11 protein-coding genes and 1 tRNA gene are annotated in these 15,970 nt (G+C 68.4%); 7 read left to right on the forward strand and 5 right to left on the reverse strand.

Annotation, left to right across the window (positions count from 1 at the left end; genetic code table 11):
- Window positions 1-15: 15 nt before the first annotated feature.
- The 5 genes from G6O54_RS01325 to G6O54_RS01345 all read right to left on the reverse strand — a co-directional run bounded on the left by G6O54_RS01325 (window position 16) and on the right by G6O54_RS01345 (window position 9,321).
- Window positions 16-894: a DUF4159 domain-containing protein gene (locus tag G6O54_RS01325; RefSeq protein WP_165219405.1), complete on the reverse strand. Its 879-nt coding sequence runs from the start codon at window positions 892-894 to the stop codon at window positions 16-18.
- A gap of 21 nt (window positions 895-915) precedes the next feature.
- Complete coding sequence (locus G6O54_RS01330) at window positions 916-3,459, reverse strand: tetratricopeptide repeat protein (RefSeq protein WP_250846662.1); 2,544 nt, start codon at window positions 3,457-3,459, stop codon at window positions 916-918.
- A 93-nt stretch (window positions 3,460-3,552) separates the two neighbouring features.
- Window positions 3,553-7,974: a serine/threonine-protein kinase gene (locus G6O54_RS01335; protein ID WP_165219409.1), complete on the reverse strand. Its 4,422-nt coding sequence runs from the start codon at window positions 7,972-7,974 to the stop codon at window positions 3,553-3,555.
- Window positions 7,971-8,612 (reverse strand): sigma-70 family RNA polymerase sigma factor, encoded by a 642-nt coding sequence (locus G6O54_RS01340; RefSeq protein ID WP_250846663.1) that lies wholly within the window; start codon window positions 8,610-8,612, stop codon window positions 7,971-7,973. Before G6O54_RS01340 ends, G6O54_RS01335 begins: the two co-directional genes overlap by 4 nt.
- Window positions 8,613-8,856: 244 nt before the next feature.
- Window positions 8,857-9,321 carry a hypothetical protein gene (locus tag G6O54_RS01345; RefSeq protein WP_165219411.1) on the reverse strand — a complete coding sequence of 155 codons (465 nt, stop codon included), beginning with the start codon at window positions 9,319-9,321 and terminating at the stop codon, window positions 8,857-8,859.
- Window positions 9,322-9,890: 569 nt separating this feature from the next.
- Here G6O54_RS01345 and G6O54_RS01350 point away from each other — a divergent pair.
- The 7 genes from G6O54_RS01350 to G6O54_RS01380 all read left to right on the forward strand — a co-directional run bounded on the left by G6O54_RS01350 (window position 9,891) and on the right by G6O54_RS01380 (window position 15,954).
- Window positions 9,891-11,027, forward strand: coding sequence for a radical SAM/SPASM domain-containing protein (locus G6O54_RS01350; RefSeq protein WP_165219413.1), 1,137 nt, complete (start codon window positions 9,891-9,893; stop codon window positions 11,025-11,027).
- A 348-nt stretch (window positions 11,028-11,375) separates the two neighbouring features.
- Window positions 11,376-12,032: an MIP/aquaporin family protein gene (locus tag G6O54_RS01355; RefSeq protein ID WP_165219415.1), complete on the forward strand. Its 657-nt coding sequence runs from the start codon at window positions 11,376-11,378 to the stop codon at window positions 12,030-12,032.
- A 31-nt stretch (window positions 12,033-12,063) separates the two neighbouring features.
- Window positions 12,064-12,519, forward strand: coding sequence for a tRNA adenosine(34) deaminase TadA (tadA, locus tag G6O54_RS01360; RefSeq protein ID WP_214654224.1), 456 nt, complete (start codon window positions 12,064-12,066; stop codon window positions 12,517-12,519).
- A gap of 32 nt (window positions 12,520-12,551) precedes the next feature.
- Window positions 12,552-12,639, forward strand: a tRNA-Ser gene (locus G6O54_RS01365).
- Window positions 12,640-13,447: 808 nt separating this feature from the next.
- Window positions 13,448-14,050 (forward strand): sugar transferase, encoded by a 603-nt coding sequence (locus G6O54_RS01370; protein WP_500809978.1) that lies wholly within the window; start codon window positions 13,448-13,450, stop codon window positions 14,048-14,050.
- Window positions 14,051-14,215: 165 nt separating this feature from the next.
- Window positions 14,216-15,112: a bifunctional methylenetetrahydrofolate dehydrogenase/methenyltetrahydrofolate cyclohydrolase FolD gene (gene folD, locus G6O54_RS01375; protein ID WP_165219419.1), complete on the forward strand. Its 897-nt coding sequence runs from the start codon at window positions 14,216-14,218 to the stop codon at window positions 15,110-15,112.
- 11 nt (window positions 15,113-15,123) lie between these two features.
- Window positions 15,124-15,954 (forward strand): sugar phosphate isomerase/epimerase family protein, encoded by an 831-nt coding sequence (locus tag G6O54_RS01380; protein WP_165219421.1) that lies wholly within the window; start codon window positions 15,124-15,126, stop codon window positions 15,952-15,954.
- Window positions 15,955-15,970: the final 16 nt, after the last annotated feature.

Here is a 15,970-nt window from a genome sequence, read left to right on the forward strand (position 1 = left end):
CGAGCGGCGTTGCGGTCAATGGGTCATGGCGTAGGTGACGATGTTGATGCCCATCGGATACGACTTCTTCTCCGAGAACTCGTGGAAGTACTCGGCGTTCTCCCCCTCGCGCTCCCAGCCGTCGCCGAGGTCGGTGTTGTGGCAGATCAGGGCCATGAGGCGGCCCTTGTCGTCGGAGATCCCCCGGTAGTGGACCTCGCGCGAGCCGGGGCCGTGGTCCTCCCAGGTCTCGCCCGTGTACTGCCAGGTGTGGATGCTCGGGACCTGCGGCCGCTCCTTGAGCCGGTAGACCATCTGGAAGACCGGGTGCGAGATGTCGAGCTCCTCCGGCTCGCGATCTGGGAAGACCCGCTTGAGCTCGCGATAGAGGTTCTGATAGTCGTACTCGCCCCAGAAGTCATCCACCATCAGGAAGCCGCCGTTGAGCAGGTAGCGGCGGAGCGCGGCGACCTCCTCGTCGGAGAAGACGAGCCCCCCCGGCTCGATGATGTAGATGAAGGGATAGTCGAAGAGCCGATCCTCGGTCAGCCTCACGATCACCGGATTCGGGTTGACCTTGAGCGAGGTCAATTGCTGGAGGCGGTAGGAGAAATTGAGGTCGCTGTCGGGCCAGTCGGTGTCCCAGCCCGGGCCTCCCCAGCCTCGGCCGCGACGGCCCATGCCGCTGTGGGAGCTGTACTGGACGCGGGCGAAGGTGAACACGTCATCCTTGAATCGCTCGTCGACCTTCCAGTCGGGGACGCCGGCACGGTCCGCCGGGATGCCGTCGAGGGGGGACTGCCGCTGGCGGAAGGGGCCGCGACCCCAGGGGGGCTGGGCCAGGGCGAGCCCGCCGACGAGGCCGACCAGCCCGAGGGCGGCGACGGCGAGAGATTTCCGGCGGGCTCGCGGCATGATCGGGCCTCCCGATGGTGATTAGTGGATGTGCCCCGAGGCGGGCTTCTCTGGCGGCCCACCCGGGCCGTTGCCGACGAGGTCCAGCAGGAGCCGATGGGCCTCGAGGAACCGCGGGGCCTCCTCGAGCGACCTCAGGACCTCGCGGCGAGCCTCGTCCTTCCGGCCGGCCTCGCCAAGCAGCCTCGCCAGCCGGAAATGCGTCTCGGCCGGGTCGGTGTCGTCGAGCAGGGCCAGCGCCTTCCAGGCGGCGATCGCCTCGTCCCGGCGGTTGAGGTGCTCGGCGGCCCTCGCCATGGCCCGGTGAGGCGCCGGGATCAGGGGATTGACCGCCAGCAGCCGGTTCGCGTCGCGGGCGGCGCCCTCCCAGTTGCCGGCGGCCTCGTCCAGCTCGATCAGGCGCAGGTAGGCCGGCGAGGCGTCCGCGTCGCGGGCGGCCAGCTCCTCGAGCACGGCGTGCTCGGCGGCGGCGTCCGAGGTCTGCCTGTCCACGGCCGCCAGCAGCATGTAGGGATTCTCGGGGCCGAGGAATTCCGGATATCTCGCCTTCAGGTCGACCAGGACCGCCTTGGCCTCCGGCCACTTCTTCTCGGCCATCAGCCGGGTGGCCAGGAGCTGGCGGCCCTTGTAGCTGGAGGGGTGAGACTTCAGCCAGGCCGCCACCTCGTCCGATCCGACGCCATCGGGCAGATCCACGTCCTCCCAGGTCAGGCCGCGGGCCGTGCCCTCGGCCTGCTCGCGGGCGAAGCGCGCGAAGTCCCCATCGATCTTCTCTAGCGTCATCCGCGTCCGCGCCGGCAGCGATTCGTTGAGGGTCTTCCCCTCGCCCAGGTCGTCGAGGATCCCCCTGAGCCCGTCCAGCCCGGCTGCCTTGACCAGGAACTCGACGGCCAGGGCCGATTCGAAGTAGGCGAACTGAAGGTGCTGCGCCGACTTCGGCGCCAGGAAGGCCGCGCTGAGCTGGCTCAGGGGCGTGAGCTCGTCTCCCAGGATCATCTCCCGGAAATGGGGGTTGAGGGCCGTCTTCCAGGCGGGATCCTGCTGGGCTTCCTCGTACACGGAGATCCCCTCGCTGAGCCAGCGGGGCATCCGGTTCCTCGTCTTGGTGAGCGTGATCGAATGGCACAACTCGTGCCAGAGGACCGCCTCCCAGTTGGACGGGGACTCCCCCTGTGAGGCAGGGCTGTTGGCCGTGATGACCCGGCCGAAGCAGACGCCGAGGAACCCGTCGGCACCCGGCAGGCCGAACGTCCGCACGGCGAATTCCTTCTTCCGGGGGAAGATCTCGATGATCAGCCGCCCCGGGAGCGTCACGCCGTATTTCTCCGCGAGCGTCGCCTTCGCCCGCTTCAGCAGCGCCAGGACGCGGGGGCCGTACAGGTCCGCCTCCCTGGGATCCATCCGGACGACGAGCCCGTCATCCTCCAGGGTCCGGAACTTCGCCAGCCGGTCGTGCAGGGTCATCAGGTTGTACGTGACCACGTTGTAGCCGTCGGCGGCGAAAATCTCGCCCGCGAGCTTCCAACCTTCCTCCTCGTCGCCCAGCCGCAGGAGCGTCTCGGCGAGTTGGACACGGGCCGGCATGTGGGACGGATCGGCCAGGGTCGCCCTGCGGAGGTAGGTCGCCGCTTCGGCGAATCGATATTTCTGGGCGAGCTTGCGGCCGATGAGGGTGTCCACCTCCGGGTTCCCCGGCCACGGGGCGAGCGCCGATTTCCGCGCCGACTCCTCCCCGGCCCCGTCATTCCGCAGGTGGGCGAGCACCGCCCGGAGGGCCCAGGCCCGCGGCTCCGACGGATTGACCGCGGAGACGGCGTCCAGGACCTTCGCCGCCTCGGCGTACTTCTCGGAGTCGACCAGGGCGTCCGCCTTCAGGAGGAGGGAGTCGACGTGGCGCGGATTGAGCTTGAGCGCCGCCTCGACCTCCTTCGCGGCCCCCTCGCGGTCGTCGTCCGCGAACGCCAGGGCCATCAGATAATGGTATCGCGGGTCCAGCGCGGCCTCCTCCGGGGCCTTGCGGAGTGTCTCCGCGGCGAGGGCGTGGTCCTGCTTCTCGAGCGCCAACTCGGCCGAGGCCACGTAGGCGTCGACGAAGCCCGGCTCGCGCTTCAGGACCGCGTCGTAGCACTGGTCCAGGACCTTCTTCGGGTCGGCGCCGCGGAGCAGGAGGAACCGGCCGATCGCCACCTGGCCCTCGGGCGTGGCGTAGCGCCGCGGGAAGGCCTCGATGTGCTCCTCGATGTCCTTCATGGCCCGGGCTTCCTCGCCGGCCAGCCCGTTGAACCGGCGGACCTCTCGACCCATGAGGTAGAGCTCCAGGCTCGCCGGGGCCCGCCGGGTCGCGGCCTTCAGGGCCTCCAGGGCCTCGCTGTACTTGCCCGTCTCCATCAGGGAGCGGATCTTCAGCGAAGGCCATGCCTCGTCGCGATTCCCCTCGCGGATCTCCTGGGTCGCGAGCCGGGCGCACGCCTCGTAGTCGCCCTTGCGGAAGAGCTTCACCGCGTCATCGACGTCGGCCGCGATGGCGACGGGAACGGCCGTCGCCGCGATCAGGGCGACGAGCATGACTTGCCGAGGAAAGGGAGGACGGTGCGGGGAAGGTCGATCAGTCGGTGCGAGCATCGACAAGCCCTCGATCGGGACTGGGGTCGTCGGCAGCTATGGTAGTGGTCGGACGGCCTGGCCCGCCACCGGTTTTCCGGCGGCGATGGCCGAAGCGGCGGGCTTCAGCATGCTGAGACTGGCCTCGAGAAGGAGATCGAAGAGCTCGTCACGCTCGGAGGCGGTCAGGTCGGAGCGGTGGAATGCGTGCCAGGCGAGGCCGCGAAGGAATTCCGCCAGGGCGACCGACCGGTCGCCGAGCCGCCAGTGGGCGAGAGCCAGGGGGTAGAGGTCGAAGGCGAGATCGGCGCCTTGACCCAGCCGCAGGCTCTCCCGCAGCTCCGCGACGGCCTCCGCGTCGCGGCCCAGGCGGTGGAGGGTGAGGCCGAGGGTGTTCCGGTAGGCGGCGTCGCCCGGGGCGGATGCCACGGCGTGTCGCGCCATGGGGAGGGCCAGCTCCGGGTTCCGCAGCTCGATGGGCCCGGCGACCCAGGACCAGGCGAGGTCGTTGGCGGCGAGGGGGGACCTGGTCCCCGGCTCGTCGAGTTGCGCCCGCGTCGGGTCGCCGAGGGCCTCCAACGCCCTGGCCCGCCAGTGCCTGGCGAGCTGGTTCGAAGGATAGGCGGCGAGGATGGAGTCCAGCATCGACAGGGCCTCTGCGTGGCGGCCGGCCTCCACAAGGGCCGCCGACATCAGCGTCCGGGCGGCGAAGTCCCACGGCCGCTCGGCGCACATGGCCTTCAGCTCGGCCAGTACGTCACCGCCGCGACTCGCGGCGATCATCGCCTCGGCCCGGCCGAGGCGAGCCCTCCACCAGGAGGGATCGATCTCCGCGGCCCGGCCGTAGGCCGCGGCGGCGGCCGCGGCGTCCAGGCGGTGTCGCAGGAGGATCCGGCCGCGGTCGCTGTGGGTTTCCGCGCGGTGGGGACGGAGGGCGGCCGCGCGGTCGAGGCAGCCGAGCGCGACGTCGAAGGCCCTGTATCGTTGCGCGATCCTCGCGAGCCGTTCGAAATCCTCCGCGGAGGCGTCCCGGCGCAGAGCCCCCAGGATCGCGCAGGCCTCCTCGACGGGCCACCCGCCGGCGAGGCCGGGCGAGGGCTCCAGGACCCGGATGGGCCGGGCGAGTGGGAGTGTCTCCGACGGCAGAGGCGGGGCGTCCCAGTCCAGGCCGAGCTCGGCGAGCTGCCGTCGGATTGCCCGCAGGTCCCAGACATAAAGTCCGTTGTCCGTCGCGTGCCGGACGACCAGGCGCGAGCCGTCCGGCGAAAAGGCCAGGTCGTAGACCCGTTGCATGTCGGGGGGCTCGAGCCGCGCGACTTGTCGGCCCGAATCGGTGCGTGTCAGGCGGATCGCCCCCTCGATGGTGGTGGTCGCGATCAAGCCATCGTTGCTGAAGTCGTTGACCACCCCATCGATGGCGAGCCCCGGCGACCAGTCGGGAACCCGACGTAGCCTGCCCAGCCCATTGGTGGTGACGGCGAGCCATCGACCGTCCGGGCTGAACCGGGCCGAGGTGCTCTCGACGGCCGGGAAGTCCACCAGGGGGCGTCCGGTCGTGGACTCGTAGACGCAGACCCCGCGGCCCCCGTGCCAGCTCGCCACAGCTACGAGCCGACCGTCCGGGCTGAACGACGCGCACCGCACGTCCGACTGCGGGCCCAGCCAGGTCACCCGGACCGGACGGTCCGTTTCGATGACCCCGATCCCCGCGGCAAAGCTCGCCGCCAGCAGCCGGCCGTCGTTGGTGGCCGCCAGGACAAGGTCGCCGCCCGGCACGAGCTCCGTCAGCTTCTCCGGCCCGACGACCCGGAGTGATCCGTCCGGATCGAGCCTCACCCTCCATCGGTAGAGGCCCTCCTGGCCGTGAGTGAACAGGTCGCCCCTCCGAGAGAAGACCAGGTGTCTCGCCGGGCGAGGGAGGTCAGCCACGATCCGCCCGTCCGCGAGGTCCCAGAGCCCAACATGGGACCCCCACGCGACCGCGAGCAGCCGCCCGTCCGGGTGGATCGCGATTGCGTCCCGGGTGGCCAGAGTCCCACCCAGGCGGAAGAGCGATCGGCATTCGCTCCCCGTCATGACCTCAGCGATCCCCATCTCGGCCCCAGCCGGGCCCATGGCCAGCCGATTCCCGAGGCCGAACTCACGGCCGGCGACGAGGCCGGCGACGAGCGTCAGTTGGCCCCCGGCGGGGTCGTGGAGCCGCCAGAGACCGTCCCAGCCGCCGCTCGCGAGCATCAGGCCGTCGCGAGTGAACGCGATCGCCCACGAGGCCGAGCGTGCATTGCACGTCTGGACCACCTCCCGCCGGCGGATGTCCCAGACGGCGATCCTCGCCTCCATATGGGTGGCGAGATACTCGCCGCCCGGGTGCCAGGCGATCGCCGGGACCGACGCCGACTCCGGCAGGAGGGTGCGGCGGCCGCCGCTCGCCGCGTCATGGATGGCGATCCCTTCCGATAGTGGGATCGCCAGGGAGAGTCCGTCCGGCGAATAGGCGACGTGACCGGCGCGGCCCTCCACTCGCCAGGAACGGACGACGTCTCCCCCGACCGGGCTCACGAGCGAAATGCCACCGTCCCGGGTCGCGACCGCCAGCTCTCCGCCATCGGGGCGGATGTCGTGCGCGACCACTCCCTCTCGCAGGTCGACAGCCGGCGTCGGCGAGCCGCCCGCCAGGTCCCAGGCACGCAGGCCGCCGGACGACGATCGGGCGGCGAGGAGTTTCCCCGCCTCGTCGAGCCGCAGGTCCTGTTCTCCGGGATATCCGGCCAGGGTGGCGATCGGGCTGCCGTCGACGCGGCGCAGGCGGATGGCGCCGTCGAGGCCCGACGTGGCGAGGATCTGCATCGCGCCGTCGAACCGGAAGGTCGTCTGGGGCCGCATGCCCCAGTTGGCGGGAGGGCCGAGGCGGATGTCGGGGAGGGCCAGGCTGGCGATCGCCTGGTTCCGCAGGTCGTCGAAGAACTCCGGGGGCTCCCCGGTCCGACGTCCCAGCGCGACGGCCTCGCGGATCGCGTCGAGGCTGGCGAACCGCTGCCCGGGCCGCCGGCTGGTGCGGCCGGCCCGCGCCCGGTCGGCCAGCGACCGGGCGAGCTGCCTGGTCCGCTCGACCTCCGCGTCGCTCGCCTGCCGGCTGAGAAGCACCGCATTCTCGCGAGCCCGCTCGGCCCAGGCGGCGAACGCGACGAGGCCCGCCGCAAGGGCGACCAGCAGGACCGCGACGGCCGCCGCCAGCGACGCCTCGGCCGGATCCCGCCGCCACCATCGCCGCGCCCGGTCGGCCAGGGTCGCCCGCCGGGCCCGGATCGGCTGGTCGGCCAGGAAGCTCTCGAGATCGGCTTCGAATTCCAGGGCCGTCGCGTACCGCTCGCCCGGCTCCCTCGCCATCGCCTTCAGGCAGATGGTCTCCAGGTCGCGCGGGATCCTCGCGTCGATGGCCCGCGGGCGGGTGGGACGGCCGCGGCAGATCGCGTCGATCAGCGCCACACGGTCGCCGGCCTGGAAGGCGGGCCGCAGGCAGAGGATCTCGTAGAGCGTCGCGCCCAGCGAGTACACGTCGGCGCGGGCATCCGCCCGGCCCCGGAACCGCTCCGGGGCCATGTAGCGGAGCGTGCCGACGAGGTCGCCGGTGTGCGTCAGGTCCTCGTCGTCGGCGGACTTCGCCAGGCCGAAGTCGACGACCCAGGGCGTGCCCTGGGCATCGAGCAGGATGTTCGACGGCTTGATGTCTCGATGGAGGACCCCCTGGTCGTGGGCATAGGCCAGCGCGGAGGCCACCCGGGCCGTCAGCCTCGCCAGGTCGCGATACGCCTGGGGGCTGCGCGGGCCGTCCAACTCGGCCCAGTGGAGGCCGTCGAGGGTCGGCTCCGAGGAGGGGCCGGGGAAGTCGGACGGCGAGCCGTCCTGGCCGGTCGCGGCCCATCGCGTGTGGGCGAAGGCGCCCTCGCCGGCCCCGCGGCGGACTCGCGAGGCGTCGAGGATCTGGGCCAGGCTCGGCCCGTCGATGAACTGCATGGCGTAATAGTGGACGCCGTCCGATTCGCCGACCGAGAAGACCGGGACGATGTTCGTGTGGTGGAGCCGGGCCGCGGTACGGGCCTCGCGGAGGAATCGTTCCGGCGACGAGGCGAGGCCCCGGATCGGCAGGACCTTGAGGGCGACCCGCCTGCCCAGCGATTCCTGGGATGCCTCGTAGACGACCCCCATCCCGCCGACGCCGATCAGGCGGAGCAGCCGGAACTCGCCGATCCGGCCGGGCACGGCGGGGCGGACCGCGGCCGCGGGCGGGGCCGAGCCCGCCTGCTCCAGCTCGACGAGCGCCGGGAAGAGGAGGCGGATCTTCGAGGCGAGGTCCGGATGCTCCTCCTCGTATTCGACCGTCGATGGCCGCTCCCCGCGGCGATACCGCGAGACGAACTCCTCCGCGAGGACGTCCAGGAGGTCCGCCCTCGAATCGGCCTCCTCGGCGGACGACGTCACAGCCCCTCCAGTCCGCCCGGCAGGCCGGCCAGGCTCTCGCGGAGCCGCTCGAGGGCGCGGAGGTATCGCTTCGCCGCCGCCGCCTCGGTGATCCCCAGGGTCTGGGCCGATTCCGCGCGGGTCATCTGCTCGAAGTGGCGGAGCGAGAGGATCTCGCGGTCGAGCGGCTCCATGGCCTCGATGGCCTCCATCAGCCGCCGCTTCCGCTCGAGCCGCATCGCCTGCTCGCTCGCCCGGCCGCCGGCGTCCACGAGCTGGCCGGCGAGGGCCTCCGAGGAGACCGCCTGCCAGTCCGGCCGATCGAGCGACACCTCCCTGGCCGCGTCCCGCCGCTGCCGGCCCAGGTGGTCGCGGTGGATCCGCCCGAGATGGTGGGCCGCCAGGTAGCGCAGCCAGAGCAGGAACGGCAGCTTCGGCCGCTCCATGTAGCCCTTCAGGCTCATCGAGGCGTCCAGGAAGGTCTCCTGGAGCACGTCCGAGGGGTCGAACCGCCCCAGCAGCCTGGGGTTGAGCCGGACGGCGATCATCCGCCGCAGCCGCTCGCGGTATCGGTCCACCACGACCTGCCACGCCGCCGTATCCCCGGCCGCGGCGAGGGCGAGCAGTTGCTCCATGTCGTCCGGGTTCGACGTGCTCATGCCGACGATCATAACCCCGGCCAGGCCGGAGGTTCACGGGCCGTTGCCGATTTCGCGCGTCCGCACCGATCGAAGGCCCTCGGATCCGAACGGGTGGCCGTCGTGAAACGCGTCGGAGGATGTTCGGGACGATCCGTCGTACCTCCATCGGCTTCCCCTGAGGGCCACTGACGACGCTCATCGGCCGGCGAGGCCATGATCCTGGACATGGGGCGATACCCCGCCGGGCAGTCACGTAACCCGGTCAGGCGTCCGGCCACCGTCGCCGTCCCCAGTTCCTGAACCATGCCCGGAAAGCCGCGCATAGCAGCGGACAAGCCACGGCGACTGCCAGGGTCAACGCGGCCCCGCCGCCGAGGCCATGTCGCGCGATCCGGAAGACCGACACGGCGGCCATCACGACGAAGCCGACTGGACCTGCCATGAGCGACAAGACATAGGCGACCGCCAGCCCGCGGACATACCAGGGCCAGGAGAACGGTTGATCGCCGGTTTCGTCCTTGCTCGATCCGCGGGCCTCAACCATCCGCGCAACCTTTGCCGCCGAACCATGATCCGGCACCGTTACGGTTTGTATGGCACGACCGAGGCTTCCCTGTGAGGCCGTGGGTGCATCGGGGAGGGCCGGAATGCCTCGCACCTCCACGGTTCCCCTGTCCGACCCGGTCAGGTCCGATTCAAGGATGCCGAGCCCCTCATCGACGGTCAAGAGAGCCTATCCCGATCCCACGAGGCACGAAGGACTTATGAGCGGAGCAATCCATGGTGGCCGGTTCTCCCGTCGAGAGGGGCCGCGGCGAGCGCACCGGCTCGCCCCTCACCATCGCCTGGAAGGTTGAGCGAGAGGCGTCGATCCAACGGCAGGGGCCCCGCGGAGCAATCGGCGGCGCATGTTCCCTAAAAACGACACGATGGCTCAACTTCGTGGATTAGAGGGTGTGGAGGAGCCACAGGCCCCTGCTCACGGGCGTACTGGAGTCGCCGGGCCTTGAAAAAGAGCCGGCGAGCCCGATAAGCTGTCATCGACCTGAACAGGCTCAACTACCCATGACTCTCCGGTCCGGGCCCAACCGGTCCATCCCTCTCTCAACCTGGCTCCCCGGCTGTTCCAGGGTTCGGATGCCTGATCCCTTCGGATCCGGGCGTGACCACCCGACCATCCCCGAATCCCCTTAGGCGATTCGGACCTGTAAGCCGTGAATTGCCTCGATCCGAATCGCCCTCGATCGAACGCGTTCCCCACGAATTATCGACCCTCGCCACGAGCAAACGATCCCCATGAATGTCTCCACGCTCGCCCGGCTGGCCTTCAAGCATACGTACAACCACTTCGCCGAGGAGATGTATCTCCACGGGGGAAGGGATGTCACCAAACCGGTCACGTTCTACGGCCTCGTCAACGAGCGCTGCAATGTGAAGTGCCGGTACTGCGAATACTGGCGGATGCCGAAGTACAAGGACGAGATGTCCATCGAGGAGTGGCAGAAGGCGCTCCTGAGCATCAAGGAGTTCGTCGGCACCTTCTCGATCAGCTTCAGCGGCGGCGAGCCTTTCATCAAGAAGGGCTTCCTGGACCTGATGCAATTCTGCCACGACAACGGCATCCTGGCCGGGGTCACCACCAACGGGTCGGCCCTGAACGAGAAGAATGCCGAGAAGCTCGCGAAGGCCCATCCCTGGAACCTGAACGTCTCGGTGGACGCCCCGACCGCCGAGGTCCACGACTACCTCCGCGGCTATCCGGGCCTCTTCGACAAGCTGAGCTCCGGCATCAAGAATGCCCGCGAGGCGAGGGAAAAGGTCGGCGCCGATTTCCCGATCATCATCAAGACCACGGTCGGCAAGAAGAACTTCCGCTACCTGCCCGAGATGGTCGACTGGACCAAGAACATCGGCGCCACGGCCATGAACTTCCAGCCGATGGACCGCTGGACCCCGGAGACCTACGAGGAGCTATGGGTCGAGGAGGACGAGCTCGAGGACCTTCAGAAGGTCGTCGACACGATGCTCGACCTGAAGCGCAAGGGGGAGCCGATCGTCAACTCGGACCTGGTCATCTCGCTGATGGTCGATCACTTCCGGGAGAAGTCGGCCCCGCCCGAGGCCATGCCGTGCCGTGTCGGGATGAGAGACTTCTTCATCCGAACCAATGGCGACATTGAGGTCTGCTTCTTCTTCCCGGCGATCGGCAACATCAAGGAGGCGTCGGCCCGGGAGATCTGGTACAGCCCCAAGGCGCGTGAGATCCGCAAGCAGACCGTCGAGTGCGATCGTCTCTGCCTCTACACCTGCCTTTCCCAGAAGACCATCAGCGACAAGGTCAAGATGGGCATGACCCTGCTCACGGCCCAGAAGAAGGACAAGGAAGCGGCCAGACTTCGCGAGAAGGAATCCGCCCTGACCGTCCTCCAGTGACGCGTCCGGGCCTGGAACCTTCTGCCATCTCTGGTGAGCGAGGGCGTCGATGACGCCCTCTTTTTTTTCCCCATTGCCTCCGGGGCCGATCCGGTTTTCCCGACGAAGCGAAGACCACCTGGCCCGATCGAGGTTCGCCGCGGGAGGCCGGGTGGGAATCCTTATCGGGGCAGACTAGGAAATTCACCATGTGGGGCTTATAACCATTTCGGTTCGCGGAACTGGCTTTCCTGGGGATGATCGGCGAGGCGGGCGGCTGTTGCCGGGCCGCTGCCGGGACCGCTCCACGCGACTGGCCTGGTTCACAAGTCCCTCTCCAACTCACGATCCAACTCGAAAGGGGATCCAATGCCTGTTGCGAAGGCCGTCGTGGAATTCATCGGGACGTTCTTCCTCGTCTTCACGGTCGGGATGACCGTGAAGAGCCCTGACGCCGCGGCCCTGGCGCCGCTCGCCATCGGCTCCGCGCTCATGGTCATGATCTATGCCGGCGGCCATTTCTCGGGGGGCCACTACAACCCGGCGGTGACGCTGGGAGTCACCCTCCGGGGCAAGTGCACCTGGGCCGACGCCATCCCCTACTGGATCGCCCAGTTCGCGGCCGCCGCGGTCGCCGCCGGGGCCGTCCAGTATCTCAAGGGGTCCGGGACCCCCGCGCCGGGCCCGGCGGCGGCGGGGACGAGCTACCCGCTCCCGGCCTGGTTCCTCGCCGAATTCCTCTTCACCTTCGCCCTGGTGTACGTCGTGTTGAACTCGGCCACGGCCAAGGGGACGGAAGGGAACTCGTTCTACGGCCTGGCCATCGGCTTCACGGTCCTGGTCGGCGCCTTCGCGGTCGGGCCGGTCTCCGGCGGCGCCTTCAACCCGGCCGTCGGCCTCGGGGCGCATATCATGGGGCTGGCCGATCTCACCAAGTTCGTCGTCTACCTCCTCGCCGACTTCGCGGGCGGGGCCGTGGCCGCCCTCCTCTTCCTGGCCCTGAACATGGGGGGCGACAGGCCCTGATCGAGTCATCTCGCACGGCGGCCGGCTGCAGATGGAGGAATTCGACCACCAGATGATGAGGCTCGCCCTCGGGCTCGCCGCGGAGGCACGCGACCTGGGGGAGGTCCCGGTCGGCGCGCTGATCGTCCGGGGAGGCGAGATCCTCTCGCAGGCGTTCAACCTCCGCGAGACGCTCTCCGACCCGACCGCCCATGCCGAGCGGCTGGCGATGACCCTCGCCGGCCGCTCGCTCCGTTCGTGGAGGCTCGACGGTTGCACGCTCTACGTGACCCTGGAGCCGTGCCCGATGTGCGCGGGGGCCATCGTCCAGGCCCGGATCGCCCGGGTGGTCTACGGCGCGGCCGACCCGAAGGCCGGCTCGCTCGACAGCCTGTATCGCCTGGCGACCGACCGGCGACTCAACCACAGGGCCCTGATCCTCGGCGGCGTCCTCAAGGACGAATGCGCGGAAATACTCAGTCTGTTCTTCCAGGAACGTCGTCCTTGATCTAAACTGGGACGAACCTGATTGGCGACCCGGGAGGGGTGCCTGAGTGGTTGAAAGGGCCGGTCTCGAAAACCGGTGTACCCCTCCGGGGTACCGTGGGTTCGAATCCCACCTCCTCCGCTTGCCAGACCCGATGGTGGGTCCCGAGGGCGCGAGTCCCTCGATAATCCCGAGACCGGTCAGCTCGATATCGCGTGCGATCTCGAGCGCCGCCTGAGTGCGGCTCGGCCGCGACCGTCGGACGAATCCAAGGGAGCAGGGGCCGTGGACTCCCTCGACGGCCCGGCCGAGGGACGCCTCCCATTCATCCCTAAGAAACAGTCGGTTGCCGGCTCCCGGGCGATGGATTACTTAAGAGGTCGTGAGGGGGAAGTCTCCGACCGCCGAGACTCCTCCATCACCGACCCGGCTGACGGGATCGCACCTGGGTGGCTGGGTTGATGCGGGATGATGTGTGCGTGAGTGTGTGTATTTGTGAGTGTTGCGTTTTCGCATCCAACCTTCGACGATTGAGACGAGGATGTTGAAAAAAGAACTCACGTCCCCAGGAGCTTCGTGAATCTCGGTTCAGGATGAATCTCTGAGTCAACACGGGCGGTTCCTTTCGTTGACCAAAGGTCGATCTCTGTGCTAGCTTGTCCGCGACTTGAAGCCAACGCAGTAAGAAATGCAGAGTGCCCTCCCAGCCGTCGGAACTGAGACACCAGACCTTGCAGGACGCACAGAGAGCCGAAGGAACGGACGGCCTACGGTAGGACCTCGCGGAGAATACCAGCCCATGAGCCTCCGATTAGGATCAACAGCAGGGGAACCTCGACGCGACATCCAGACCGCGGATGTCGGAGCGATCCGGGATCGTGACGTGGAGTTAGCGGCCATTCAAGGCAATGTTTCGCCCACTCTTTTGATGGATCGCGTTTACGAAACGATGAAGCGTGCCATGGACCTGAGTGGTGCGTTGGTTGGTTTGATGCTCCTATCGCCGGTCATGCTGGCGGTGGCACTCATGATCCGGTTCGATTCTCCGGGACCGGTCCTGTTCCGCCAACTTCGCCGAGGACGTTATGGCAACCTGTTTTACGTCCTGAAGTTCCGCACCATGGTGGCGGATGCCGAGCGACGGTTGAAAGACCTGGAATCGCTCAACGAGTCGGAAAACGGCGTGCTCTTCAAGATGAAGAACGACCCCCGGGTTACGCCCCTGGGCCGATTCTTGAGGAGGTCGAGCCTGGACGAGCTGCCTCAGCTTCTCAACGTCATCCGTGGCGAGATGACGCTCGTCGGCCCCAGGCCCCTTCAGCTCCGCGACAGCGATCGGCTCCGCGATCTCGACCCCGAAGGATACGCGTGCCGGCTCCAGGTCATGCCGGGAGTGACGGGGCCGTGGCAGGTCGGCGGCCGCAGCGATATCGACTATGCCCAGATGGTCGAGCTGGATCGTCAGTATGTCGCCAATCGCACGCTCCTCGGGGACATCCGGATCATCTTCCAGACGGTCCTGGTTGTGCTCGTCGGCAGGGGAGCCTACTGAGCGGACTCCGCCGATATGGTCCTTCCTGCGACCCGGGGCTACCATGTAGCGCCCGGGTCGTTGCGTTGATCCTCCTGACACGCCAAGCTGTCCGTCCAAGGCCGGCCGGTTGGCGAGAGACGGACCGGACCGGAGCCTCAATCCATCCAAGGAGCGTGTCGACTCGTGAGCGAGACCGCGGCACTGATCAACGGCAAGGCTCTGGCCGATCGCGTGCGCCAGGAAGTGGCCCGGGATGTCGCCCGGCTGAGGGAGCGGACGGGGGTGGTCCCCGGTCTGGCGGTCGTCCTCGTGGGCGATGACCCGGCCAGCCAGGTCTATGTGAAGAACAAGCAGAATGCAAGCACGGCCGCGGGGATGACCGGCGAGACGGTCCGACTGCCGGCCTCCGCGAGCCGCGGCGAGTTGTTCGATGTGATCGATCGGTTCAATGCCGATCCGTCGATCCACGGGATCCTCGTGCAGCTTCCGCTGCCGCGAGGATTTGACGAGCGCTCGGTCATCGAGCGGATCGACCCGCTGAAGGACGTGGATGGTCTGCATCCGACCAATGCGGGCCTGCTCGCCCAGGGGAACCCCCGATTCGTCCCCTGCACGCCGCTCGGGGTCCGCGAGCTCCTGATCGAGGCAAGGATCGCCACCAGGGGGGCGCGGGCGGTGGTCCTCGGGAGGTCTCAGCTCGTGGGCAAGCCGATGGCCCTCTTGCTCTTGCAGAAAGGGGAAGGGGGCGACGCTACGGTCACCGTCTGCCACACCGGGACCCGGGATGCGGCCGCCATCGCTCGCGAAGCCGAGATCCTGATCGTCGCGATGGGCCGACCGGAGTGCGTGACGGCCGACTGGATCAAGCCGGGAGCCGTGGTCATCGATGTCGGCATCCATCGTCGAACAGACGGCTCACTCTGCGGCGACGTCGATTTCTCGGGCGTCTCGAGGGTCGCCTCGAAGATCACGCCGGTCCCGGGCGGCGTCGGCCCGATGACGGTGGCCATGCTGCTGAGGAACACGCTCCAGGCCGCGTCGCTCGCATCGGGGATGTCGGCGACCCGGGAAGATGACTAGAGGATCCTGACATGATTCGCCTGGGGATCTGCAACGAGCTCTTCGAGGGCTGGGACTTCGCGGACGTCTGCCGCACGGTCAAGGCGATTGGATACGAGGGGCTGGAGATTGCCCCGTTTACCCTGGCGTCGCGGATTGACGAGCTTGCGGCGGATCGACGGCGAGAGCTTCGATCGATCGTGGCGGACAGCGGGCTCGAGACGATCGGGCTCCACTGGCTGCTGGCGAGGACCGAGGGGTTCTACCTGACCTCCCCGGACGAGGCCGTCCGCCGCAGGACGGCCGATTACCTGGTCAGGCTCGCGGAGGCGACCCGCGATCTCGGGGGCTCGCTGATGGTCCTGGGTTCGCCCAAACAGAGGGACTTGTTGCCTGGCGTGAGCCTCGACGAGGCGACGGGATACGCCCTGGATGTGTTCCGCCGTATCATGCCGGCCGTGGGCGATCTCGGCGTCGATCTCTGCTTCGAGCCGCTGGCGCCCTCGGAGACGAATTTCATCAACACCTGCGCCCAGGCCATGGAGCTGGTGGAGCAGGTCAACCACCCTCGTTTCAAGCTCCACATGGACGTGAAGGCGCAGAGTGGCGAGCATGGAACGTCAGTCCCGGCCCTCATCCGCCGGTACGCCCATGATGCGGGCCATTTCCACGCCCAGGACCTGAACCTGCAGGGCCCGGGGATGGGGGACGTCGACTTCCGGCCGATCCTGAAAGCCCTCGTCGACTCGGGCTATGATCGCTGGGTCTCGGTGGAGGTCTTCGACTTCTCGCCGGGCGCCGAGGAGACGGCCCGCCGGAGCCTCGAATGCCTCAGAGAGTCGCTGCGACTGGCCACCCGATGACCGCACCAGACCGGGC

The organism is Aquisphaera insulae, assembly GCF_011064615.1.
Classification (GTDB): Bacteria; Planctomycetota; Planctomycetia; order Isosphaerales; family Isosphaeraceae; genus Aquisphaera; species Aquisphaera insulae.